Source organism: Halopelagius fulvigenes (assembly GCF_055398025.1).
In genome coordinates this window covers 877,606-898,850 of record NZ_AP043846.1, presented here as the reverse complement: position 1 = coordinate 898,850, position 21,245 = coordinate 877,606, and the positions used below count along the sequence as shown (strand labels likewise).

The window sequence follows — 21,245 nt, the reverse complement described above, 5'->3', positions numbered from 1 at the left end:
TCCCGCATTTCGTCCCGACGAGCGACGCGAAGCGGTCGCGAGTCATACTACCGAAATGCGGTTGTGGTGACGCAGAAGGTTCGAGCCAGCGAGACGAGCGAAGCGAGTCTCGCCCAGTTCGAATCTGCGCCGTCGTCGCGAACGAAGTGAGCGACGGCTCGCGACGAGCGACGCGAAGTCGCGGCGGCCCACTTCTCCCGCATCCTCCGCCTCGAGCGGTGGCTGTCGAATCTGCGCCGTCGAATTCGACGGCCGCGCGGAGCGTTCCCGCAGAAGGCTTTAGGCTCACTCAACCGATGTACGGGTAGATGCACTCCTCCACCGGGTCAGATACGGAATCGGACGTCCGTATCCGCCAACAGGAGGTCGTCGCGGAACTCGGTCAACAGGCCCTCGAAACTGACGACCTCGACCAGCTGATGCACGACGCGTCCGTCGCCGTCGCCGAGACGCTCGGCAACGAGTACGCGAAGGTACTCGAACTACTGCCCGGGGGCGAGGAGGTGTTCCTCCGGCAGGGCGTCGGGTGGCGCGACGGGCTCGTCGGGTCGGCGACCGTTCCGACCGACCGGGACTCGCAGGCGGGGTACACGCTCCTCTCGGAAGCGCCGGTCGTGGTGGACGACCTGCGGACCGAGGAGCGCTTCTCCGGGCCGAAACTGCTGACCAGCCACGACGTCGTCAGCGGAATCAGCGTCGTCATCGGATCGGTCGAGAACCCGTGGGGCGTGCTGGGGACGCACACGACGGAGGAACGCGAGTTCACGCGGTACGACGCTAACTTCGTCCAGAGCGTCGCGAACGTCCTCGCGTCGGCGATAGAGAACCAGCGGACCAAGAGCGAACTGGAGGAGATTTACGGTCGTATCTCGGACGCGTTCTTCGCGTTGGACGAGGAGTGGAACTTCACCTACCTCAACGAACAGGCGCACGAACTCATCAACCCGGAGGGGCTGACGCTGGTCGGAGAGTCCGTCTGGGAACTGTTCCCGGCGGCGACCGAACGGGCGTTCAAGCCGAAGTACGAGCGAGCGATGTACGAACAGGAGACGGTCTCCTTCGAGGAGTACTACCCCGAACCGCTCGACAGTTGGTTCGAGGTGCGCGCGTACCCCTCCGAGACCGGCCTCTCCGTCTACTTCCGCGACACCACCCACCGGAAGAAGCGCGAGCAGGAACTCGAAAAGACGGAGCGTCGGTTCGAGGCCATCTTCGAGGACCCGAACATCCTCGTCGGCCTCCTCGACGCCGACGGGACGGTGCTGGACATCAACCAGACGGCGATGGAGTACATCGACGCCGACCTCGACGACGTGACCGGCGAACTGTTCTGGGAGACGCCGTGGTGGGGCGAGGGAGCGGAGGCGCGGGCCGACGTCAGGGAGTGGACGGAACGGGCCGCGTCCGGCGAGTACGTGGACTTCGAGGCGGACCTCTCGCACCCGAACGGCGACCGGTACGCTATCAACGGCGTCTTCAGACCCGTCACGAACGACGACGGCGACGTCGTCTCGGTCATCGTCTCCGACCGCGACATCACCGAACGCCGAGAGTACGAACGGCAACTGGAGGAGAGCGAGCGCCGGTACCGGACGCTCGCGGAGTCCTTCCCGAACGGCATCGTCACCATGTACGACGACGACCTGCGCTACACGCTCGCGGAGGGTCGCGCCTTCGAGTACCTCCCCGTCTCGAAGGAGGACTTGGAGGGCAGTACGCCGTACGAGGTGTGGGGCGACGACGTGGGGTCTCGAATCGACCCCGCACTGCGCGACGCTCTCGACGGAGAGGAGAGGGCCGTCGAAGTCTCGTACGTGGACCGCGATTGGGTCATCTACGCGGTGCCGATAACCGACACGGACGGGAACGTCTTCGCCGGCATGACGATGGCGCAGGACATCACCGACCGCAAGGAGTACGAGCGCAAACTCGAGGAGAGCGAGCGTCGGTACCGCACGCTCGCGGAGTACTTCCCGAACGGTGCCGTCGGCGTCTACGACCGCGACCTTCGGTACACGCTGACGGCGGGCCGCGTACTGGGCGAGAGGCTCCCCACCGCGGACGAACTCGAAGGAGTACGGATGCCGGACGTCTTCCCCGAACGCACCGTCGCCGACATCGAACCGCTGTTCAGGTCCGCGATCGAGGACGGGAGGACCGACAACACCACCACCGAGTTCGGGGGTCGCAACTGGCAGGTGTGGGTCACGCCCCTGCGGGACGTGGACGGCGACATCTTCGCCGGGCTGAGCTTCACGCAGGACATCACCGAACAGGTCGAACGCGAACGGCAGTTAGAGGAGTTAGTCGAGAAGTTAGAGGAGTCCAACGAGCGCTTAGAGCAGTTCGCCTACGCCGCCTCCCACGACCTCCAAGAGCCCCTCCGGATGGTGTCGAGCTACCTCCGACTCCTCGAACGCCGATACGAGGGCGCACTCGACGAGGACGGCGAGGAGTTCCTCGAGTACGCCGTCGACGGCGCGGACCGGATGCGCGACATGATAGACGCCCTCCTCAAGTACTCGCGCGTCGAGACGAAAGGCGACCCCTTCGAACCGGTGGAGTTAGACGTGGTGCTCGACGACGTTCTCGCGGACCTGCAGCTACACATCGAGGAAACTGGCGCGGACATCACGGCGGAGTCGCTCCCGCGAGTCGAGGGCGACGCGAACCAGCTACGTCAACTCATGCAAAACCTGTTCGACAACGCACTCACGTACTCCGGCGACGAACCGCCTCGAATCGACATCACCGCCGAACGGAACGACGGAGAGTGGGTGATTTCGGTCCGCGACGAGGGCGTCGGCATCGACCCCGACGGTCAGGACCGCATCTTCGAGGTGTTCCAGCGACTCCACGGCCGGGAGGAACACGCCGGGACGGGCATCGGACTCGCGCTCTGCCGGCGCATCGTCGAGCGACACGGCGGCGAGATCTGGGTCGAGTCGGAACCCGGCGAGGGGTCGACGTTCTCCTTTACGCTCCCCGTAGCGGGTGAGAACGATGAGTGATTGGACGGACCGGACCGAACCGGCGGAGATACTGCTCGTGGAGGACAACCCCGGCGACGTTCGGTTGACGCAGGAGGCGTTCAAGGACGGGCGAATCCAGAACACGCTGCACGTCGCGACCGACGGCGTTGAGGCCCTCGACTTCCTCTATCGGCGCGGCGACTACGAGGACGCTCCCCGGCCGGACCTCGTCTTGCTCGATCTGAACCTCCCGCGGAAGAACGGCGACGCCGTCCTCGAAGAGATACGGAACGACCCCGAACTCAGGCGCATCCCCGTCATCATCCTCACGAGTTCGACGGCGCATGACGACATCGTCCACTCGTACGACCTCTGTGCGAACGCCTACCTCACGAAACCGGTGGATCCCGACGAGTTCATCTCGACGATCCAGACGCTGGAACGGTTCTGGTTCTCGCTCGTCCGACTGCCCAGCGACGAGGAGTGACGCGTCTCCCCCGAAATCTGCCGCCTTCTCGGCTCTCGTCGGACGCGGGCGGCTTTCTCGCCGCCTCACGATATCGAAGCGTCGTCACAGGTCGCGGAGGAACTCCCGCACCGGCGGAACCAACCCGGCTCCGACCTCCTCGGGCACGAAGTGACCCGCACCGTCGTACGTGACCGCCGACGCGTTCGGAAACAGCGCCCGCCACCGCCGGAGGAACGGCGCGTGTATCGGGTCGCGCATCCCCCAGAGGAGGAGCGTCGGCGTCCCCGCGACGGCGGCGCGGCGGTTCCAGAGTTCTCCGAGCCAGTCGTTCGATTCGACGAGTTCGCGCAGGAGCACCCACGACCCGACGCGGTCCGACGGCGTCGCGAGGGGGGCCGCGTAGTGGCGGTAGGCTGACCGCTCGAAGCTCGACCGGAGGAGGGCGGGCCCTCCGAGGGCCGTCCGCGCAAAGGCGTTGTGCCGAACGACGAATCGCTTCCCCGCCGAGGTGCCGACCAATCGGCCGAACGCGCGGGGAAAGAGGTCCCTCCGCGGCCACGTCCACGTGTTCGTCATCACGAGTCCGGCGACGGACTCGGGGTTCCGCGTCGCCACGTCCATCCCGAGAGGTCCGCCCCAGTCGTGGCCGAGAATCACCGCGTCCCGCAGTTCGAACTCCTCGAAGAGTCGTTCGACGGTGCGGGCGTGGGCGGCGGGCCGCCCGGCCGAGTCGTCCCGAAGGCGGTCCGAGAGCCCGAACCCGAGCAGGTCCGGGGCGATACACCGGAACTCGTCGGAGAGGCCGCCGACGAGGTGGCGATAGAGGAACGACCACGTGGGATTCCCGTGCAGCATCACGACCGGTCGCCCCTCGCCCTCGTCGAGGACGTGAAGCGTCCCGTCCGAACTGTCGAAGCGGCGCGACGCGAACGGGTAGCGGGTTCGGTCGAGCCAAGAGGGGTACCCCTCGTCTCGGTCCGAGGGCGGTGCGGAGTGGTCGTCCACGACGCTCACCACGGGGCCGCGGCGTATCGTCGTTCGGCCTTCGAGCGTCGGCCGCCTAGTCGTTCCGCTCCGACCACGTCTGCGGGGGGCGTCCGCGTCCGACGGAGGGGTCGTCGAACCCCACCGCCTCCGAGTTCGCCTCCGCGGCGGACGCCGACCCGGGGTGGTTGACGATGGCCCAAAAGAGGAGTCCGAGTCCGAGGGTGATGAGGGCGCCCTCGCCGGACTGGAGGACGAGGAGTTCGCTCCCGGTCAGCGAGTAGTCGCCGCCCTTCACTCCCAACTGGTACACCGGTTCGACGAGGCCGCCGAGGACGACGAATCCGAATCCGAGGGCCGCGGTCCGGTACGACGAGTCGCCCCCGCTCTGCCGGTAGGCGACGTAACTCAGCGCCGTCAACACCCCGCTTGCGACGAACAGGCCCGTGTTGGCGATGACGAACGCCCACAGTTCCGGGGGCTTAGACATGCTCGGGGTGCTTCCAGAAGTGGGGCCACTCCAGTCGGTCGTTCGCTTCGTCCGCCGACCGCCTGTAGGACGCCTTCATCCCTCCGAGGAAGCCGTCGAACCTGTCGACGAGGTTCGGTTCGGGTTCGTGAATCGTGGTGAACACCGCCTCCAGCGCCGGGTGGTCGGCGTACTCGGCGCGGCCGGTCTCCGCGTCGTACGCGACGAAGTTCGCGTCGTCGAGCTTCGGCAGGTGAGCGTGGTGAAGTTGGAGTTCGACGCGCCGAATGTCGTCGGTGTCCGGGTCCGAGTCGCCCGTCTCGCGCCGGAGCACTTCGCCCGCGAGCGCGAACCGCGACGCCGCCGCGCCGTCGTCTCTGAGGGCGGTGAGCGCGAGGCGGCGACGCTCGTCCGCGAGGGCGGACAGCGCTTCGTCCGTTCCCTCCGTCTCCGTTTCGAGCAGTCTCCGGAACCGGGGGTCTTCGAGGGCGGGGTGCGCCGCCGCCTCCACGCGCCTCCCGTCTCGGTCCCACTCGACGAGGCCCGCGTCCGTCAGCATCGGGAGGTGGGCGTGGACGAGTTCCGTCTCGGCGGCGTTCTCCGCCGCGTCGGGGGCTCCGCTCTTCGCGTCGGCGAGACGCGACGCTAATTCCCGTACCGCTAGTCGTTCTCCCGCGTCGAGAAGGATGCGAAGTGCCGCCCGCCGTCGTCCGTCCGCGATGCACCGCAGCGTCGGATTGCCCGAGTCAGCGGACCGCGTCCCCCTCTTCCTGTTCATACTATCCGTTCTATAACGGACGAGGAAGTACACCGCGCCTAAACTCCTAGGAACACCGACCCGGCTGTTAGCAGGTGTCTTTCCCGGCGAACATCAACCGCCAGTTCGTCCGGTCGTCGAGTTCGACGCCGCGGAGGGCGTCCGTGTCGTCTTCTAACCCCCGGGCGACGACGGCGGTCCGAGTCGACACCCGAGAGAGCGGAAAGTGGTCGTCGGGGCGGAAGCCGAACCGTTCGAGGACGCCGTCGGGGAGCGTTCCGTCCCACGCGCCGACGAGGTCGGCGTCGCGGTGGTCGTCGATGGCCCGGTGGACGAGGCGGGACAACGCCTTCGCCCCGATTTCGTCGGAGCACGGGACGGCGTCGACCAACTTGGTTATCCACGTCCCGTCCGAGGTGCGGTTTCCGACGACGAGGCCGGCGACCGGGTCGCCGTCGCGCCGGGCGAGGTAGGAGGTGTACTCCCACTTCGGGTTCTCGTACCGCCACTGGCAGAAGCGTTCGTCGCGGACGACGTGTATCTCATCGGGAGGGTCCTCGGCGTACAACGCCGCGAACTCGGCGGCGGGTATCTCGTCGCACCGGTTCACCGTCACCCGTTCGGTCTCCTCGGGGACGAGGCGGTCCCGGACGGAGAAGTACGCCCGCGCGAGTGCCGTCCCCGGAGCGGTCAGTCGGTTGAACGCGCTCTCGGTCGGCGTGAGGTTCGCCGGGTTCTGAACGCGGTAGTGCGTCGTCACGTCTCCCACCTCGACCCAACCGAGTTTCGTGAACGCCCCCTTCGCGGTCGGGTTGGGGAAGTTGAAGAACATCGCCGGGTCGCCGGCTTCGTAGTCGTCTATCGCCGCCTCGGTCATCCGGGTCAGGAGGCCCCGCCGTCGGTGGTCGGGGTGGACCATCGCGTCGGCGGGCTGCAGCGCCAACACCGAATCCCCGCCCACCTGCACCCGGAGAGCGAAGAACGGCGACGCGCCGACGATCTCTCCCTCGCGCTCTGCCACGTACATCGGCGTTCGGTCCGCGTAGGGGTTGTCCACGTACTTCCAGCGGAACCACTCCTCGCTGGTCGCACCGAAGACGGTGTCGTAAAGCGAGAGGAATCCTTCTCTGTCTCCCGACCGATACGGTCGGACGGCGTAGGCGTCTTCCCCGTCCGACAGTTTACTCCGCTTTCTCGAGCTAGTCATGGTTGAAGATACTACCGCCCAGCACGTCCTCGTTCGCCGGTGCGGCCGTCTCTCTACACGCCCGCCGCACGGCCACCTTGTTACCTGCGCGATAACGGGATTTACTGTCTAATAACTTACGTGATAATCGCTAGATACGAGCGGATCTGTAGTATAAATGCTTGAAACACTCGGCATCTCGTATTTCACCATCGGACGAATTTACCGCTCCTCGAACGGACCGATCGATCTCGACGCTCCGTGGAGTCGGCGAGATACGGCGAGAAGAATCACCCGTGCGCTCCCGTGGGCCCGTCGTCCCCGACGGCGGCGGACGTCGGTCCGCGCCGCCGGGTCGAGCCCACTATGCCCCGTTTTCGGAGGTCACCAACCTCCGTGATGCCGGTCGGTACGCGTTCCGCCGGAGCCTCGTCGTCGCGTCGTTAGCTGCTCGTCGTCGTGTTGCCCGTCTCGGTGGCCGTGCCGTTCGTGAGCGTGCTGTTTTCGGTCGTACCGTTCGTGGTCGTGCCGTTTTCGGCCGTGGCGTTGGCGGCCGTGTCGTTCGTGGCCGTGTCGTTCGTGGCCGTGTCGTTCGTGGCCGTGGCGTTCTGACTCGTACCGTTCTGGGCCGTGTCGTTACCACCGCTCAGGTCGATGGGCAACAGATCGTCGGCGCTGGGAGTCTGTTGCTCCGACTCTTTGAGGATGGTTCCGTCGCTGTCCTGAACGCCGACGATTTGGAACTCGGCCACCTGCGTCTGACTGCCGGCACCCTGCGCCTGCGTGCCGGTCGTCTCGTTGCCGACGGCCGTCTCGTTGCCGACGGTCGTCTCGTTGGTAGCGTTGACGCCGGTTTCGTTGGTGGCGTTGACGCCGGTTTCGTTCGTAGCGTTAACGCCGGTTTCGTTCGTAGCGTTAACGCCGGTTTCGTTCGTAGCGTTAACGCCAGTTTCGTTGGTGGCGTTGACGCCAGTTTCGTTCGTAGCGTTGACGCCAGTTTCGTTCGTAGCGTTGACGCCAGTTTCGTTGGTGGCGTTCGTGGCGTTGATGCCAGTTTCGTTCGTGGCGTTGATGCCGGTTTCGTTGGTGGCGTTGATGCCAGTTTCGTTCGTGGCGTTGACGCCAGTTTCGTTCATCACGCCCGTCTCGTTGCCGACGGCCGTCTCGTTGCCGGTGCTGGACTGGTTAACGAGGCCGCCCTGGGCTTGCGCCGCGCTTTCGGGGTCGACCATCCCGACGAGGAACAGGTTGTACCGCTCGCCCGCCTCGAACTGGTAGTTGGCGGTGGCGATCGGGTCGGCGCTGCCCGTCTGGAGCACCTCGACTTGCGTGTTGCCGGCCTGGATGGTGGCGTAGTTGCTCGCTTCCTCGCTCTCTATCGCGCCGCCGACGACGTAGCTGCTGGCGCGCACCTTGAGGACGCCCGCGTCGGGCGAGAGATTGACCGCGCGAACGAGCGCGGTGTCCGTGTTCGCGTCCTGCTCGTCCTGCGTCTGCTCACCCTCGGGGGTGTCCTCGAAGACGAGCGCCTTGATATCCTGGGATCGGCCGGCGGCCGCGATGGTGTAGCTCTGGCCACCTTCCACGCTGAAGCTCTCGTCGAGGAGAGGCTCCGTGGACGGCGTCTGTGACGCGGAACCCGCGTTCGTCTCGTTGCTTAGGCCGGTCGCGTTCGTCTCGTTGCTTAGGCCGGTCGCATTCGTCTCGTTGCTCAGGCCGGTCGCATTCGTCTCGTTGCTCAGGCCGGTCGCATTCGTCTCGTTGCTCAGGCCGGTCGCATTCGTCTCGTTGCCGGTGCCGGTCACGTTCGTCTCGTTGCCGGTGCCGGTCGCGTTCGTCTCGTTGCTCAGGCCGGTGCCAGTCGCGTTCGTCTGGTTACTGGCGCCCGTTTCGTTGCCGAGAGCGCCACCGGTCGTCGTCTGGTTGCCGCCTTGGCCGCCGTCCTGCGACGGATACACCTGAACCTGCACCTCGCCCGGCGAGAGGTCCAGATAGCCGGTGATGTTTCCGAACTGGACGCCTTGCGCGACCTGCTGGCCGTCGATGTAGACATCGACCGCAGGCGCGTCCGGCGACGCGTGAATGGCGCGAACGAGCGCCGTGTTCTCGCTCGGGGGGAACGGACTGCTTCCGTTCTCCGTACCGCTCTGTCCGCTCTGTTGTGCGTAGCCCGCACCGGCACCGAACGCGAATACTGTACCTCCGACACCAAGTGTCTTCAATAGTGACCGTCTGGTTGTTCGGGACATAGGTTGTCGTGCAGGCAGTCCTTATTCGTGTCTGCCTAAAATACGCGTTGGCGGATTGTTGAAGTGTATTGCAATAAATACACTATTGTAATATGTTCGTTCTCTAATAGTGGTAAATACACATGCAAGGATGGTAACTGTTTCTGACCGTTCTAATCGACAGACGGCGGCGGTTCATTCCGCGTTAACGATCGTTCGACAGAGGCGTTATACCCGTCCCGCGGCTAGGGATAGTAGATGAACGAGGGACCTGAGTTCGATGTTACCGACGCCCATGACGTTGTTTCCCACAGAGACGAGGTAGTCTCGTGGGTGACGGACCACGCGGGACAGATCGCGCGGCAACTCGCGTTGCTTCAGGGCGGCGACTACGGGCAGTCCACCTTCAAGACCGACAAGGGGTCGTGGACGGTGAAGTACGAGGGCGGCGACCTGCAGTATCTCCGGTACGAAGGCCGTTCGGGCGGCGAGACGTACGTCGTCTCGACGAAACACCCGCCGGACCCCGAGGAACTCGCCCGCGCGATGACGGACTATGACGCGTTCGTGGCGGCGTACAACGACCACGTCGAGTCCCTTGACGGCGTCTTAGACGACGTTCCCGACGAGTTCCCCGAGGCCGTCTCCACGGAGACCGTCGTCGCCGAACGGGACAGAATCGTCGGGCGCATCCGGGATGTCTCGGACGCCATCGCCTCGGAACTGTACCGCTACGAGGGCACGAACTACGGGTCGTTCGCGACGACGGTGTCGGGGACGCGGTGGGAACTGAAGTGGGAGGACGGCCGGGCGTCGTACCTCCGCGTCGGCGGCGAGGGCGGCATCTACCTCCTCTCGCAGTACGAACCGCCCTCCGCACCCGACGTTCGCCGCCTCACCGACGACTTCGCGGGGTTCGTGGAGGCGTACAACGACCACGTCGAGGAACTCGAGTCCGACCTCGCGACGGTGAGTCTCGGCGGCGACGGCGACGACTGACGCCGCCGGTCCGGCCGCCGACCGCAGTTCTGCGGCGGGACCCCCGCGAACGGACCGACCGCGCCGCGACCATGCTATGTTATTTCACCACGTACGCCCGCGCAGAGTAGTAATTACAAGTCCCAGTCGACGGTCTCCCCCCTCCGCCGGCATCCCGAGCCGATTCAGCCACGTTCTTCAACTCCGACACCACCGTCCATGATAGGGCATCCCTATAGTGGGATTTCCCGCAGTCGTATGCGTGTGTGATACAATGGCAGACAACAACGCGCGAACCGCACGAGAGGAGTGGGGGAGTCGATTCGGGTTCCTCATGGCGATGGTCGGCGCGATGGTGGGCGCCGGGAACATCTGGCGCATGCCGTTCACGACGGGCCAGAACGGCGGCGGGGCGTTCCTCCTCGCCTACGTCCTGTTGCTGTTTCTCATCGCCGTCCCCGGGTTGATGGCCGAGACTGCGCTCGGGCGGTACACCCAGAAGGGAGTCATCGGGTCGTTCAAACAGGTCGCGGGCGACAGTCGGTTCCGGGGGGTCTCCCTCGTCGTCGTCCTCGTCAACATCGCGTTGATGTCGTACTACGCGCCCATCATCGGGCAGGCGTTGTACTACGCCGTCCACTCTCTGCTCTTGACCTTCTTCCAACCGGGGTTCGACGCGACGGCGTTCTGGGAGTCGTTCGCCGGGTCGCCGCTACTGATGATAGGGATGCACACCGTGACGGTGGCGGCCATCGGCGGCGTCCTCCTGTTCGGCATCCGGCAGGGCATCGAACGCGTCGTGAAGTGGATGATCCCGTTCATGGTCATCGCCCTCGTCGCCATCGCCATCCGCGGCGTCACCCTCGACGGCGGCATGCAGGGTCTGGCGTTCGCGTTCACGCCGGACTGGCAGTACCTCGTGCAGGGTGACACGTGGGTGGCCGCACTCGGACAAGCGCTCTTCTCGACCGGTCTCGGGTGGGGCATCGCCCTCACCTACGGAAGCTACCTCCGGAAGTACGACGACGTGCCCCTCGGGGCGGGCGTGTTCACCGCCATCGGGAACACCAGCATCGGCCTCTTGGCCATCTTCGCCGTCTTCCCCGTCGTCTTCGCGTTCGGTCTCGAACCGACGGCGGGCGCGAACCTGATGTTCATCTCGCTCGTGCAGGTGTTCCCCGAACTCGTCGGCGGTCAGATCTGGGCGATGGCCTTCTTCCTCGGCTTCTTCTTCGCCACGTTCACCTCCGGACTCGGCATCACCGAGGTGGGCGTGACGACGGTGGCCGAGGAGACGCGCTTGGACCGCCGACAGACCGTCGCGGCGGTGTCGCTCCTCATCTGGCTTCTGGGCATCCCCAGCGCATACTCCTCGGAGTTCCTCGGGCAGATGGACTTCGTGTTCGGTAACTGGGGACTTCCGCTCGCGACACTGGCGATAATCGGCCTCGTCGGGTGGAAGTTCGGGGCTGAACGCATGCGCGTCCTCGAACTCAACCGCAACTCCGACATGTTCGTCGGGTCGTGGTGGAACGGCATCATCAAGTACGTGATCCCGGTCGTGATGGTGTTCATCATGGCGTACGGCGCGGTGACGAGTCTCGGCACCGAGAACGAACTGCTCATGTTCGGGGGCATCGCCCTGATGCTCGCGTTGCTGGCTGTCAGCACGGTCCTGATGAAGTTCGTGGACAGCCGAACGGAGTCGGTCCCGAAAGCGACCGACGGAGGGAACTGAAGATGGCGCTCACGATAGTCACGTGGACGGTCATGCTCGCATCGATAGCGGTGCTGATGGGTACTGCCAGCGTCTCGCTGGTCAAGTCGCTTCGAGACGAAGACCGGAAGCTCGAACTGCTGAAGAGGCAGGACCGCATCGACACGTACTCGCCGCGCGGACTGGCGGAACTGCGGTCGTGGATACGGTCGAACCCCGACGACCCCCTCAGGAGCGAGGCGGTGCGCCGGCACAACGAGTGCGTGGACGCGCTTCGGAGCATCGACGAACCGTTCTACGACTGGGACGAGAAAGAGGTCGAATCGCTCGAAAAACTATGACCGCGGGTACCCGATTCGAGACGCTCGACACGCACACCGGCGGCGAACCGACCCGCCTCATCACGGACGGCCTCGACCGGTCGGCGTTCGAGGGCGGGAGCGTCGCCGCCCAGCGAGACGCCTTCGCCGAGACGCACGACGAGGTCCGGGAACTCCTGATGAAGGAACCCCGCGGCCACGACGACATGTTCGGCGCGGTTCGCGTCCCGCCGCGGGCCGAGGAGGCCGACTTCGGCCTCTTCTTCATGGACGGCGGCGGCTACCTCGACATGTGCGGCCACGGGACGATGGGCGTCGTCACCGCACTCGTCGAACGCGGCGAACTGGCCCCCGAACCCGAACTCCGCGTCGAGACGCCCGCCGGCGTCGTCACCGCCAGACCGACCGTCGAAGACGGCCGGGTCGAGAGCGTCGCGGTGCAGAACGTCCGGTCGTTCGTCGCCGAGGAGGCGACGGTCACCGTCGAAACCGACCGCGGCGACCTGGCGATACCCGTGGACGTGGTGTACGCGGGCAACTTCTTCGCGATGGTGGACGCGGCGGCGGTCGAACCGTCCGTCGGCGCGGACGACGCGGGGGAGTTGATCGACCTCGGACTCCGAATCCGCGCGGCGGCGAACGACCAGCTAGACGTCGTCAATCCGCTCACGGGGGACCCCGCCCGCGTCTCGTTGACGGAGTTCTACGAGTCGGGCCGCGACGCCGACGGACGGGGTCCGTCGGGCCGCCGAGGGAACCCCGGCGACGTAGTCGAGCAGAGCTCGACTGCCCATCGGACACAGTCCGATGACGCCGACCGGACGTTCGTCGTGTTCGGCGACAGGTCGGTGGACCGGTCGCCGTGCGGGACGGGTACCTGCGCGAAGATGACGCTCCTCCACGAACGGGGGAAGCTCGACGTGGGCAAACGGTACGCCCACGAGAGCGTCGTCGGGTCGCGGTTCACGGGCCGACTGCGCGACGCCGAGGAACGCGACGGCGTGACGGTGACGACGCCGGAGGTGCGCGGGCGCGCCTACGTCACCGGCGAGCACACGTTCTTCGTCCACCCGGACGACACGCTCGGCGGGTTCAGCGTCGCCGGGCGCTGACCGTCGACCGCCGACCGCCGAGCGACGGACGCACTCGCGCCGTCGCAACTGTTTTCGTGACTCGCCGACGATATTCACCACTATGCCTGTGGATGACTTGCACGGGAGTCGATCGCGCCTGACGCTGGAGATCTGGCATCCGAACTGTTGGACGCTGGAGGTGACGGAGGAGACGCCCGCCGGTTTGCTCGCCCACACCGTGTTCAACGCGGCGAACGACCGGGTGAAGGGGCACTTCACGGCGTACGGCGACACGACGGCGGCCGTGGACGAACTCGTCGCGGCCGCGGAGCAGTCGCCGTTGACGCACTCCGTCGTCGAGATGCAGCGTCGTCACGACTTCAGGGGGCGGACGCCGCCGGGCAACACCTCGCGGGAACTGTTCGTCGAGTACGACCCCGAAAACAGCATGAGCGACGTGTTCATCGCCAACGACTTCGTGCAGTCCGCGCCGGTTCGGGTGTTCGACGGCCGGGAGTACTGGTCGCTGTTCGTGGACGACGACCGGGAGGGGGTTCGGCGGCGACTCGACGCAGTGCGCGAGGAGACGAACGCCGACATCACCGTGACGAAGATAACCCGCGCTGACGCGGGCGTCGATGCCGCGACGTGGCGGACCGACGAACTGTCCGGGCGGCAACGCGAGGTGTTCGAGTTGGCGCGCAAGCGGGACTACTACGACTGGCCGCGCGGCATCTCGGCCCGCGAACTCGCGGCGGAACTGGACATCTCGAAGACGACGCTGCTCGAACACCTCCGCAAGGCCGAGGCGAAGCTGCTGAACCCCGACACGGGAGCCCTCTCGTAGCGAACGGCGGGGTGACCGTTTTCACCCCGCCGGACGAACGCCCGGCATGGACGTCGAAGCGATAGACCACGCGAATCTTCACATCCCCGAGGACGGCGTCGAGGAGGCGGTGGCGTTCTACCGCGACGGCTTGGGCCTCGACGTGGAGAACCTCGACCTGTTGGAGTCGGGCGAGAAACCGTTCTTCTCGGTCCGCCTCACCCCCACCCACGTCGTCCACGTCCAACCGGACCCGGACTTCGAACCTCCGGCGGCGACGAACTTCGACCACCTCGCGGTGACCGTCTCAGCGGACGTCGAGTCGCTGAAAGCCGAACTCGACGCGGCGGGTATCGAGGTGGACCGCGAACTCGAACCGCTGGGCGCGACGGGGACGAACCCCGCCGTCTACGTGACGGACCCGTTCGGCTACACGCTCGAACTGAAAGTCGCCTGACGGTCGCCGGCGGTTCCGAACGCTTTTTCGTCGCCCATCCGATTGAGATACCTAACTCATGGCACCATCTCTCCCCTCCTCGCCGCGGCGGGCGGGGGCGGCGTTAGCCGTCTTCGGCGTCCTCCTCCTCGTCCTGTCGCTGGGCGTCAGCGCGGCTCTCGCGCCGGAAGTCGGCTCCGCGTCCGGCGGCGACGGGTCCCAACGGACGCTCGTCGGGTCGCAGGGCGGCGGGCCGGGACTGCACGAGAAAGGGTCGGTCTACCTGCTCGAAGGAAAGAAAACGGCGTGGCGGGCCGACGACACGGACAGCTACTTCGACGTGACGATGCTCGACAACGGGAGCGTCCTCGCGGGGTTCATGGACTCGGGGTATCAGGAGTGCGGCCCCTACGACTCCCCCTGCACGCACACCGGGTTCCGCGTCATCGACCCGAACGCCGACAACGCGAGCGCCGAACCCAAAGTCGTCTACGAGTACTCCTTCCCGGTGCGGACGCGCGTGAACAGCGAAGTCCACGACGTGGAACTGCTCCCCTCCGGGGAGTTCCTCGTGACGGACATGGAGTACGAGCGCATCTTCACCGTGAAGAACGGCGAGGTGACGTGGCAGTGGAACGCGAGTTCGCAGTACGACGCCCCCGCCGACCCGACGAAGACCGACTGGCTCCACATCAACGACGTGGACGTCATCGGCGAGGACCGGTACCTCGTCTCCGTCCGTAACGCCCACCAACTCCTCGTCGTCGAACGCGGCGAGGGCGTCGTCGAAGTGATAAACAAAGACGAGGACGGAGACGGGAAGGGCGACCCGACGCTCCTGCGCCAACAGCACAACCCCCAGTGGCTCGGTAACGGGTCCGTGCTCGTCGCCGACAGCCACAACGACCGCATCGTCGAACTCCACCGCAACGAGGAGACGGGCGAGTGGGAGGAGGCGTGGGCGCTGTACTCCGCCGAGGGCGTCCCGTTCAGTTGGCCGCGCGACGCCGACCGCCTCTCGAACGGCAACACCCTCATCACCGACTCGCTCAACCAGCGCGTCGTCGAGGTGAACGAGTCGGGACAGGTGGTCTGGAGTTACAAGACGCCGCAGGTCCCCTACGAGGCGGAACGGCTCCCCGAGGGCGAAACCGTCGGCGGCGTCTCCTACGCGGATAACGGGGACGGTGCCGCGGGCGACGGGAAGATTCCAGTGCTGTCCTTCCTCCTGATGGTCGTTCAGACCGGCCTGCAAGTACCGTTCTGGTTCACCGAACTCCACGTCGCCGTCTCCCTCGTCTCCCTCCTCGCGGTCCTCGCCGGCGTCGGTCTCGTCGTCTGGGGCACCGTCCGCGACTGAGGCGGCGACGACGACCACGCGCTTTTTTGCACCCGCCGCTCGGAGGCGGAGCCATGACCGACGACGCAGACGAGTTGGCGTGGGAGACGACGGACTCCGCGGTGGACTACTCCTGTCCGGGGTTCGACGTTCGTCGGGACGAGATGGTGCTGCCCGACGGGACGGAGACGGACTTCCACTACGTGTCGGAACCGCCCGCGGTGGTCGTCCTGCCGTTCACGCCCGACGGCGACGTGGTCGTCATCGAGGAGTGGCGGCAGGCCGTCGGCCGCGTCAGTCGCGGCCTCCCCGCGGGGACCGTAGAGCCCGAGGACGACGACGTGACCGTCGCCGCGCGGCGCGAACTGGCCGAGGAGACGGGGTACGAAGCGGACGAGGTGGAACGCCTCTGTACGGTCGAACCCGCCAACGGCCTGCTCGACAGCGTCCACCACTTCTTCGTCGCGCGCGACTGCGAACCGACCGCGGAACAGGAACTCGACTTCAACGAGAGCATCCGCGTCTCCGTCGAAGCGTACGACGAACTTCTCGCGGCGGCCGTAGACGGCGAACTCCGCGACGGCCGCGCCGTCGTCGGCCTCTCCCGGTACGAACTGGCCGACCGGTCGCGCTGAGTCGGCGCGGGTCTCAACCGTCGTCGGACGCCGCCGGAAGCGAAACCGAGAACGTCGTCCCTCCGCCGGGTTCCGAGTCGACCCTGATGTCGCCGCCGTGGCGTTCCGCGATGCGCTTGCAGAGCGCCAACCCGATGCCCGTTCCGCCGCCCTCCTCGCGGGTGTGGAGGCTCTGGAACACCTGAAAGACCCGGTCGGTGTCCTCGGGGTCGATGCCGACCCCGTTGTCGCTGACCGAGAGTATCCACTCCTCGCCGTCTCGTTCGGCGGTGATCTCCACGCGCGGCGGTTCCTCGCCGGTGTAGGTGAGCGCGTTGTCCAACAGGTTCTGGAACAGCTGTCGCAGTTGGTTGTCGTCGCCCCGAACGCGGGGCAGTTCCTCGGACTCGATTCGGGCGTCCGTCTCCTCGATTTTCACCGTGAGGTCGGTTCGGACGTCCGCGAGCACCTCGTTCAGATCGGTCGGTTCGAGCGGGTCGCCCTGCGTATCGACGCGCGAATACTCCAACAGTGCGTCGATCATCTCGCGCATCCGCTCTGCGCCGTCGACGGCGAACTCGAGGAACTCCTCGCCGTCCTCGTCCAGTTCGTCGCCGTACCGCCGTTCGACGAGCGAGAGGTAGCTGGTGACCATCCGGAGCGGTTCCTGCAGGTCGTGAGACGCCGCGTACGCGAACTGCTCTAACCGTTCGTTCGACTCCTCTAACTTCTCGACTAACTCCTCTAACTGCCGTTCGCGTTCGCGGAGGGCCCGTTCGACCTCCTTCCGCTCCGAGATGTCCCGGAACAGCCCGACGAAGTAGCGGTTCCCCTCGAAGAAGAAGTCGTTCAGCGAGATGCCGAGGGGAACCTCGTGGCCGTCCTCGTGTTGGCCGGGGAGTTCCACGTACCGCCAATCGATGTTCCGCTCGCCGGTTTCGAGATATCGGTTGAGACCCGACAGGTGGGCCTCTCGGAGACGCTCGGGGATGATGCTCAGTTTGCTCTCGCCGACGAGTTCCTCCGAGGAGTAGCCGAGGATATCTTCGACCGCCGGGTTCGCGTACTGGATTCGGCTCGCCGTGTCGAGGACGATGATGCCGTCGGAGAGCGAGTCCGCGAGGGCGATGAACGCCTTCGCGGCGGTTTCGTCGTCGTGTTCCGGGTTCAACTGCGGACTCTCCGACTCGCGGTCCGACTGCGGAGTGAACAGGCCGATGACCGCGTCTTCCTCGCGGACGGCCGCGAGTTGCGCTTTGCAGACGAGGATGTCGCCGTCCGCGGTTTCGAGGGGCAGCACCGAACTCGCCGGTTCGCCGGCCTCGGACTCCCGTCTGAACAGCGATTCGAGAGGCGACGGGACGGTCGCGAGGTAGCTCGTAAACGAAGTTCCCAGAAGCTCGTCCCGGCTGTAACCGGACAGATCCGCGAACGCGTCGTTGACGACGCTGATATCTCCGTCCGGGGTGAGTTGGACGAATCCGAACTCCGCCCGGGTCAGGAGCGAGAGAATATCGGGGAGGGGGACGAGCTCTCCGCCGGACCCCGGCAGATCGTTTGGAGTGGTCACGGGGTATGTATTCACGAGACCAAGATAAGCCCTCTCCTACCCGCCGGCGGCCGGAGAACCCTCGGGACGGGGGTTCGACGCCTCGGAGTCGTCGCGAGTTCGATACGAAGGCGGAGAGACGTGCGGCGTCACCCTCCCGAAAACGAACCATTTTGACAGATGAGAACGAAGACGGGGTGTGTCCTCGGAACCTTCCACGGAGACTCCGGAATCCGGCCTCGACGACGATTCGGGCCCGACGGACCCGTCGGGGAGCTCCATTCGCGCCGTCGTCGTCGCCCTCCTCATGGCGTTCGTCGGCATCGCCCTCGGCTCGGTTCTGGTCATCGCTGGCGCACTCGGGTTGAGGGTTCTCGGCGTCGAGATAACACCGTTGCTGGCCATCGTCCTCTCGTTGGTCCTCGCCACCGGCGTCGGATTCGGCGGCGTCGCCGCCGCGTACCTCAGATATCGGGGGTACGGCTGGTCGTGGGTCGGCGTCCGCGTCCCGACGTTCCGCGATCTGGTCTTCGTCGCCGTCGGGTTCCTCGGCGCGTTCGGCCTCGCCATCTCCGCCTCGTACGTCGTGACGACGCTCGGCGTCCAGACGGCGCAGAATCAGGCGGCGCAGACCGGATTCGAGAACCCCGAGGTGCTGTTGATACTCATCCCCGCGGCGATACTCATCATCGGTCCCGGCGAGGAGTTGCTGTTCCGCGGCGTCGTCCAACGCCGCCTCCGCGAGGTGTTCTCCCCGGTCATCGCCATCCCCTTCGCGAGCCTCATCTTCGCGGCGATACACTACACGTCGCTCATCGGCGCGCCCTCGGCGCGACTCGTCACCATCTCCGTGCTCGTGCTTCCGACGCTGGTCTTCGGGACGGTGTACGAACTGACGGACAACATCGTCGTCCCCGCGTTGACCCACGGCATCTACAACGCGACGCTGTTCTCGATTCTCTACCTCGGCATCAAGTTCGCCGACTCCATGCCGCAGGGCGGCTTCCTGCTGTTCTGACCGCCCGTCCGGTTCTCGAAGTCCGGTGCGCGCACCCGTACCGTTTTTCCTCGCCGACCCGTACCCCGTTCCGACGTGAGTTCGCCACAGATAGCCGTCGTCCGCAACGAGGTGCACTCGGAGTACGAGTACCACTGCGACGCCCTCTCGGGGAACTTCCCCGACGCCCGCGAGGTGGACTTTCCGGCCGGCGAACGCCCCGACTTGGACCGCGCCGCCGGACTCGTCCTCACGGGGAGCACCGCGGGCGTCTACGAACGGACGGACCGCCCGTGGATAGACGAGCAACGGCGACTGCTCGCGGAGGCGGTCGAACGGGGGATTCCGACGCTCGGCGTCTGCTTCGGCCACCAACTCGCCAACCACGCCCTCGGCGGCGCGGTCGAGAGCGTCGGCACCACGGCCCGACTGGTCGAAGTTGAGTTCGCCGACGACCCGCTTTTCGAGGGCGTCTCGCCCGTCGTCCCCGCCGTCCACGGCGACGCCGTGACGAGCGTCGGCGACGGGATGGAGATCATCGCATCGGCGGACTACTACCGCGCGTTCGGCACGCGACACCGCGACGCGCCGCTTTGGACCGTTCAGTTCCACCCCGAGTTCACCCCCGGACTCCGGGGCCGGTTGGAGGACGACTTCGGGTGGGAGGAGTCCGACCTGCGGTTCGAGGACGTGAACGCGGCGCGCGTCTTCGAGAACTTCCTGTCGATCGTCGAAGCGTCGGCGGACGAGTGAGTCGCATTTCGCCCGGCCGTTCCGCCGTGCCGGCCGAACGCAACTCTTAGCAACGCGCCCGGGAAAGCCCACCCATGCGCGACCACTTCGAGATACGCGACGGGGACGTCGCCGGTCGAATCGGCGAACTGACCGTCCCCCGCGCGGGGGTGACGGTGGAGACGCCGGCGTTGCTGCCGGTCGTCAACCCCAACATCGTGACGGTCTCTCCCGCCCGACTCGAATCGGAGTTCGACGCGGAGATTCTCATCACCAACTCCTACATCATCAAGACGAACGACCACCTCCGCGAGGAGGCCCTCGAAGTCGGCCTCCACGAGATGCTCGACTTCGACGGCGCGATAATGACCGACTCGGGGTCGTTCCAACTCGCGGAGTACGGCGACATCGACGTGACGACGAACCAGATTCTGCAGTTCCAACGCGACATCGGGACGGACATCGCCACGCCGGTCGACATCCCGACGCCGCCGGACGTGTCGCGCGAACGCGCCGAACGCGAACTCGAAGTGACGGAGCAGGCCCTCCGCGACGCCGAGGACGCCGAGACGGGCGAGATGCTCGTCAACGCGCCCGTGCAGGGGTCGACGTACCCGGACCTGCGCGAACGCGCCGGCCGGACCGCCGACGCGACGGACTTGGACGTGTTCCCCGTCGGCGCGGTGGTCCCGCTGATGAACGCCTACCGCTACGACGACATGGTGGACGCCGTCGCCGCCGCCAAGCGCGGACTCGGCGCGGACGCGCCGGTGCACCTGTTCGGCGCGGGCCACCCCATGATGTTCGCCCTCGCCGTCGCCCTCGGATGCGACCTGTTCGATTCGGCCGCCTACGCCCTCTACGCCCGCGACGGTCGCTACCTCACCGTCCACGGCACCGAACACCTCGACGAACTCGACTACTTCCCCTGTTCGTGCGCCGTCTGCTCCGAATACTCGCCGAAGGAACTCCGCGAGACGGAGGGGGAGGAACGGGAGCAACTGCTCGCGGAACACAACCTGCACGTCTCCTTCGCGGAGATTCGCCGCGTGAAGCAGGCGATTCGCGCGGGCGAACTCCTCGAACTCGTGGAGGAACGCGCCCGGTCACACCCCGCGATGCTCGACGGCTACCGCGCCCTCTTGGACCACGCCGAACAACTCGAACGTGAGGACCCCGCCTCTAAGGGGTCGTTCTTCTACCTCTCCTCGGAGAGCGCTCGCCGTCCCGAGGTGGTTCGACACCACGAACGCCTCGAACGCCTCGAAGCGGAGGGACGAGTGCTCCTCACGGAGGGCGGGAAAGCCTCCGGCGACCGGTTCGACGCCTCGTGGCGCGTCGTCCCGCCGTTCGGGCCGTTCCCGCGCGCCCTCTCGGAGACGTACCCGCTCACCGCCGAGGTGCCCGAGCGAACCGACCGCGCGGCGTACGAGATGGCCGCCGAGGGCGTCGCGCGCCTCGTCGAGTCGCACCCCGAGACGGAGTTCGTCCTCGCGCACGACGGGTGGCCCGAGACGGCCCTCGCGCGGGTTCCGGACTCGGTGACGGCAGAACCGCTCGGCCGCGTGCCGTCCGACGACTAAGGGGACGCCGCCGGCG

The 21,245-nt window shown here is 66.3% G+C and carries 19 protein-coding genes; 13 read left to right on the top strand and 6 right to left on the bottom strand.

The window, feature by feature from the left end; translation table 11 throughout:
- The first annotated feature begins 308 nt into the window (after nucleotides 1–308).
- The gene (locus tag ACZ522_RS09160) at nucleotides 309–3,011 is read left to right on the top strand and encodes a PAS domain-containing protein (RefSeq protein WP_379692698.1); all 2,703 of its coding nucleotides are present in this window, start codon (nucleotides 309–311) and stop codon (nucleotides 3,009–3,011) included.
- Nucleotides 3,004–3,459, top strand: a complete 456-nt coding sequence (locus ACZ522_RS09155) for a response regulator (RefSeq protein ID WP_379692699.1) — start codon at nucleotides 3,004–3,006, stop codon at nucleotides 3,457–3,459. The genes ACZ522_RS09160 and ACZ522_RS09155 overlap by 8 nt, the downstream gene beginning before the upstream one ends.
- A gap of 84 nt (nucleotides 3,460–3,543) precedes the next feature.
- On the opposite strand, the gene ACZ522_RS09150 is transcribed toward ACZ522_RS09155, so the two are convergent.
- The 5 genes from ACZ522_RS09150 to ACZ522_RS09130 form a co-directional block, all read right to left on the bottom strand.
- Nucleotides 3,544–4,446: an alpha/beta fold hydrolase gene (locus ACZ522_RS09150; protein ID WP_379692700.1), complete on the bottom strand. Its 903-nt coding sequence runs from the start codon at nucleotides 4,444–4,446 to the stop codon at nucleotides 3,544–3,546.
- Between the two features lie 55 nt (nucleotides 4,447–4,501).
- Nucleotides 4,502–4,915: a hypothetical protein gene (locus tag ACZ522_RS09145; protein WP_379692701.1), complete on the bottom strand. Its 414-nt coding sequence runs from the start codon at nucleotides 4,913–4,915 to the stop codon at nucleotides 4,502–4,504.
- Nucleotides 4,908–5,672: a DUF7344 domain-containing protein gene (locus tag ACZ522_RS09140; protein WP_379692702.1), complete on the bottom strand. Its 765-nt coding sequence runs from the start codon at nucleotides 5,670–5,672 to the stop codon at nucleotides 4,908–4,910. Before ACZ522_RS09140 ends, ACZ522_RS09145 begins: the two co-directional genes overlap by 8 nt.
- 67 nt (nucleotides 5,673–5,739) lie before the next feature.
- On the bottom strand, nucleotides 5,740–6,858 hold the full coding sequence (locus ACZ522_RS09135; RefSeq protein ID WP_379692703.1) for a GNAT family N-acetyltransferase: 1,119 nt from the start codon (nucleotides 6,856–6,858) through the stop codon (nucleotides 5,740–5,742).
- A gap of 422 nt (nucleotides 6,859–7,280) precedes the next feature.
- Nucleotides 7,281–9,086 carry a DUF4397 domain-containing protein gene (locus ACZ522_RS09130; protein ID WP_464391804.1) on the bottom strand — a complete coding sequence of 602 codons (1,806 nt, stop codon included), beginning with the start codon at nucleotides 9,084–9,086 and terminating at the stop codon, nucleotides 7,281–7,283.
- Nucleotides 9,087–9,323: 237 nt separating this feature from the next.
- On the opposite strand from ACZ522_RS09130, the gene ACZ522_RS09125 reads away from it, so the two are divergent.
- From ACZ522_RS09125 to ACZ522_RS09090, 8 genes are all read left to right on the top strand, one after another.
- A complete protein-coding gene (locus ACZ522_RS09125) occupies nucleotides 9,324–10,064 on the top strand; it encodes a hypothetical protein (RefSeq protein WP_379692705.1) in 741 nt (246 codons plus the stop codon).
- 313 nt (nucleotides 10,065–10,377) lie between these two features.
- Nucleotides 10,378–11,781: a sodium-dependent transporter gene (locus ACZ522_RS09120; RefSeq protein WP_464391819.1), complete on the top strand. Its 1,404-nt coding sequence runs from the start codon at nucleotides 10,378–10,380 to the stop codon at nucleotides 11,779–11,781.
- Nucleotides 11,782–11,783: 2 nt separating this feature from the next.
- The gene (locus tag ACZ522_RS09115) at nucleotides 11,784–12,101 is read left to right on the top strand and encodes a hypothetical protein (protein WP_379692707.1); all 318 of its coding nucleotides are present in this window, start codon (nucleotides 11,784–11,786) and stop codon (nucleotides 12,099–12,101) included.
- Nucleotides 12,098–13,192: a proline racemase family protein gene (locus ACZ522_RS09110; RefSeq protein WP_379692708.1), complete on the top strand. Its 1,095-nt coding sequence runs from the start codon at nucleotides 12,098–12,100 to the stop codon at nucleotides 13,190–13,192. The genes ACZ522_RS09115 and ACZ522_RS09110 overlap by 4 nt, the downstream gene beginning before the upstream one ends.
- Before the next feature lie 82 nt (nucleotides 13,193–13,274).
- Nucleotides 13,275–14,000 carry a helix-turn-helix domain-containing protein gene (locus ACZ522_RS09105; protein ID WP_379692709.1) on the top strand — a complete coding sequence of 242 codons (726 nt, stop codon included), beginning with the start codon at nucleotides 13,275–13,277 and terminating at the stop codon, nucleotides 13,998–14,000.
- Between the two features lie 46 nt (nucleotides 14,001–14,046).
- Nucleotides 14,047–14,436 carry a VOC family protein gene (locus tag ACZ522_RS09100; protein ID WP_379692710.1) on the top strand — a complete coding sequence of 130 codons (390 nt, stop codon included), beginning with the start codon at nucleotides 14,047–14,049 and terminating at the stop codon, nucleotides 14,434–14,436.
- Nucleotides 14,437–14,494: 58 nt separating this feature from the next.
- Nucleotides 14,495–15,775 carry a hypothetical protein gene (locus ACZ522_RS09095; protein WP_379692711.1) on the top strand — a complete coding sequence of 427 codons (1,281 nt, stop codon included), beginning with the start codon at nucleotides 14,495–14,497 and terminating at the stop codon, nucleotides 15,773–15,775.
- Between the two features lie 53 nt (nucleotides 15,776–15,828).
- Entirely contained in the window at nucleotides 15,829–16,389 is a 561-nt protein-coding gene (locus ACZ522_RS09090) for an NUDIX hydrolase (RefSeq protein ID WP_379692712.1), read from the top strand.
- Between the two features lie 13 nt (nucleotides 16,390–16,402).
- On the opposite strand, the gene ACZ522_RS09085 is transcribed toward ACZ522_RS09090, so the two are convergent.
- Nucleotides 16,403–17,938, bottom strand: a complete 1,536-nt coding sequence (locus ACZ522_RS09085) for a sensor histidine kinase (RefSeq protein WP_379692713.1) — start codon at nucleotides 17,936–17,938, stop codon at nucleotides 16,403–16,405.
- 178 nt (nucleotides 17,939–18,116) lie between these two features.
- On the opposite strand from ACZ522_RS09085, the gene ACZ522_RS09080 reads away from it, so the two are divergent.
- From ACZ522_RS09080 to tgtA, 3 genes are all read left to right on the top strand, one after another.
- On the top strand, nucleotides 18,117–18,935 hold the full coding sequence (locus tag ACZ522_RS09080; protein ID WP_379692714.1) for a CPBP family intramembrane glutamic endopeptidase: 819 nt from the start codon (nucleotides 18,117–18,119) through the stop codon (nucleotides 18,933–18,935).
- A gap of 75 nt (nucleotides 18,936–19,010) precedes the next feature.
- The gene (locus ACZ522_RS09075; protein ID WP_379692715.1) at nucleotides 19,011–19,667 is read left to right on the top strand and encodes a type 1 glutamine amidotransferase; all 657 of its coding nucleotides are present in this window, start codon (nucleotides 19,011–19,013) and stop codon (nucleotides 19,665–19,667) included.
- A gap of 74 nt (nucleotides 19,668–19,741) precedes the next feature.
- Nucleotides 19,742–21,229: a tRNA guanosine(15) transglycosylase TgtA gene (tgtA, locus tag ACZ522_RS09070; RefSeq protein WP_379692716.1), complete on the top strand. Its 1,488-nt coding sequence runs from the start codon at nucleotides 19,742–19,744 to the stop codon at nucleotides 21,227–21,229.
- The last annotated feature ends 16 nt before the right edge of the window (nucleotides 21,230–21,245 follow it).

What these genes read in the sequence shown, in the direction of transcription:
- ACZ522_RS09130 (WP_464391804.1), bottom strand. Translation starts at nt 9,086, where the DNA reads ATGTCCCGAACAACCAGACGGTCACTATTGAAGACACTTGGTGTCGGA.
- ACZ522_RS09105 (WP_379692709.1), top strand. Translation starts at nt 13,275, where the DNA reads ATGCCTGTGGATGACTTGCACGGGAGTCGATCGCGCCTGACGCTGGAG.
- ACZ522_RS09160 (WP_379692698.1), top strand. Translation starts at nt 309, where the DNA reads ATGCACTCCTCCACCGGGTCAGATACGGAATCGGACGTCCGTATCCGC.
- ACZ522_RS09115 (WP_379692707.1), top strand. Translation starts at nt 11,784, where the DNA reads ATGGCGCTCACGATAGTCACGTGGACGGTCATGCTCGCATCGATAGCG.
- ACZ522_RS09135 (WP_379692703.1), bottom strand. Translation starts at nt 6,858, where the DNA reads ATGACTAGCTCGAGAAAGCGGAGTAAACTGTCGGACGGGGAAGACGCC.
- ACZ522_RS09120 (WP_464391819.1), top strand. Translation starts at nt 10,378, where the DNA reads ATGGCGATGGTCGGCGCGATGGTGGGCGCCGGGAACATCTGGCGCATG.
- ACZ522_RS09110 (WP_379692708.1), top strand. Translation starts at nt 12,098, where the DNA reads ATGACCGCGGGTACCCGATTCGAGACGCTCGACACGCACACCGGCGGC.
- ACZ522_RS09095 (WP_379692711.1), top strand. Translation starts at nt 14,495, where the DNA reads ATGGCACCATCTCTCCCCTCCTCGCCGCGGCGGGCGGGGGCGGCGTTA.
- ACZ522_RS09140 (WP_379692702.1), bottom strand. Translation starts at nt 5,672, where the DNA reads ATGAACAGGAAGAGGGGGACGCGGTCCGCTGACTCGGGCAATCCGACG.
- ACZ522_RS09155 (WP_379692699.1), top strand. Translation starts at nt 3,004, where the DNA reads ATGAGTGATTGGACGGACCGGACCGAACCGGCGGAGATACTGCTCGTG.
- ACZ522_RS09090 (WP_379692712.1), top strand. Translation starts at nt 15,829, where the DNA reads ATGACCGACGACGCAGACGAGTTGGCGTGGGAGACGACGGACTCCGCG.
- tgtA (WP_379692716.1), top strand. Translation starts at nt 19,742, where the DNA reads ATGCGCGACCACTTCGAGATACGCGACGGGGACGTCGCCGGTCGAATC.
- ACZ522_RS09100 (WP_379692710.1), top strand. Translation starts at nt 14,047, where the DNA reads ATGGACGTCGAAGCGATAGACCACGCGAATCTTCACATCCCCGAGGAC.
- ACZ522_RS09145 (WP_379692701.1), bottom strand. Translation starts at nt 4,915, where the DNA reads ATGTCTAAGCCCCCGGAACTGTGGGCGTTCGTCATCGCCAACACGGGC.
- ACZ522_RS09125 (WP_379692705.1), top strand. Translation starts at nt 9,324, where the DNA reads ATGAACGAGGGACCTGAGTTCGATGTTACCGACGCCCATGACGTTGTT.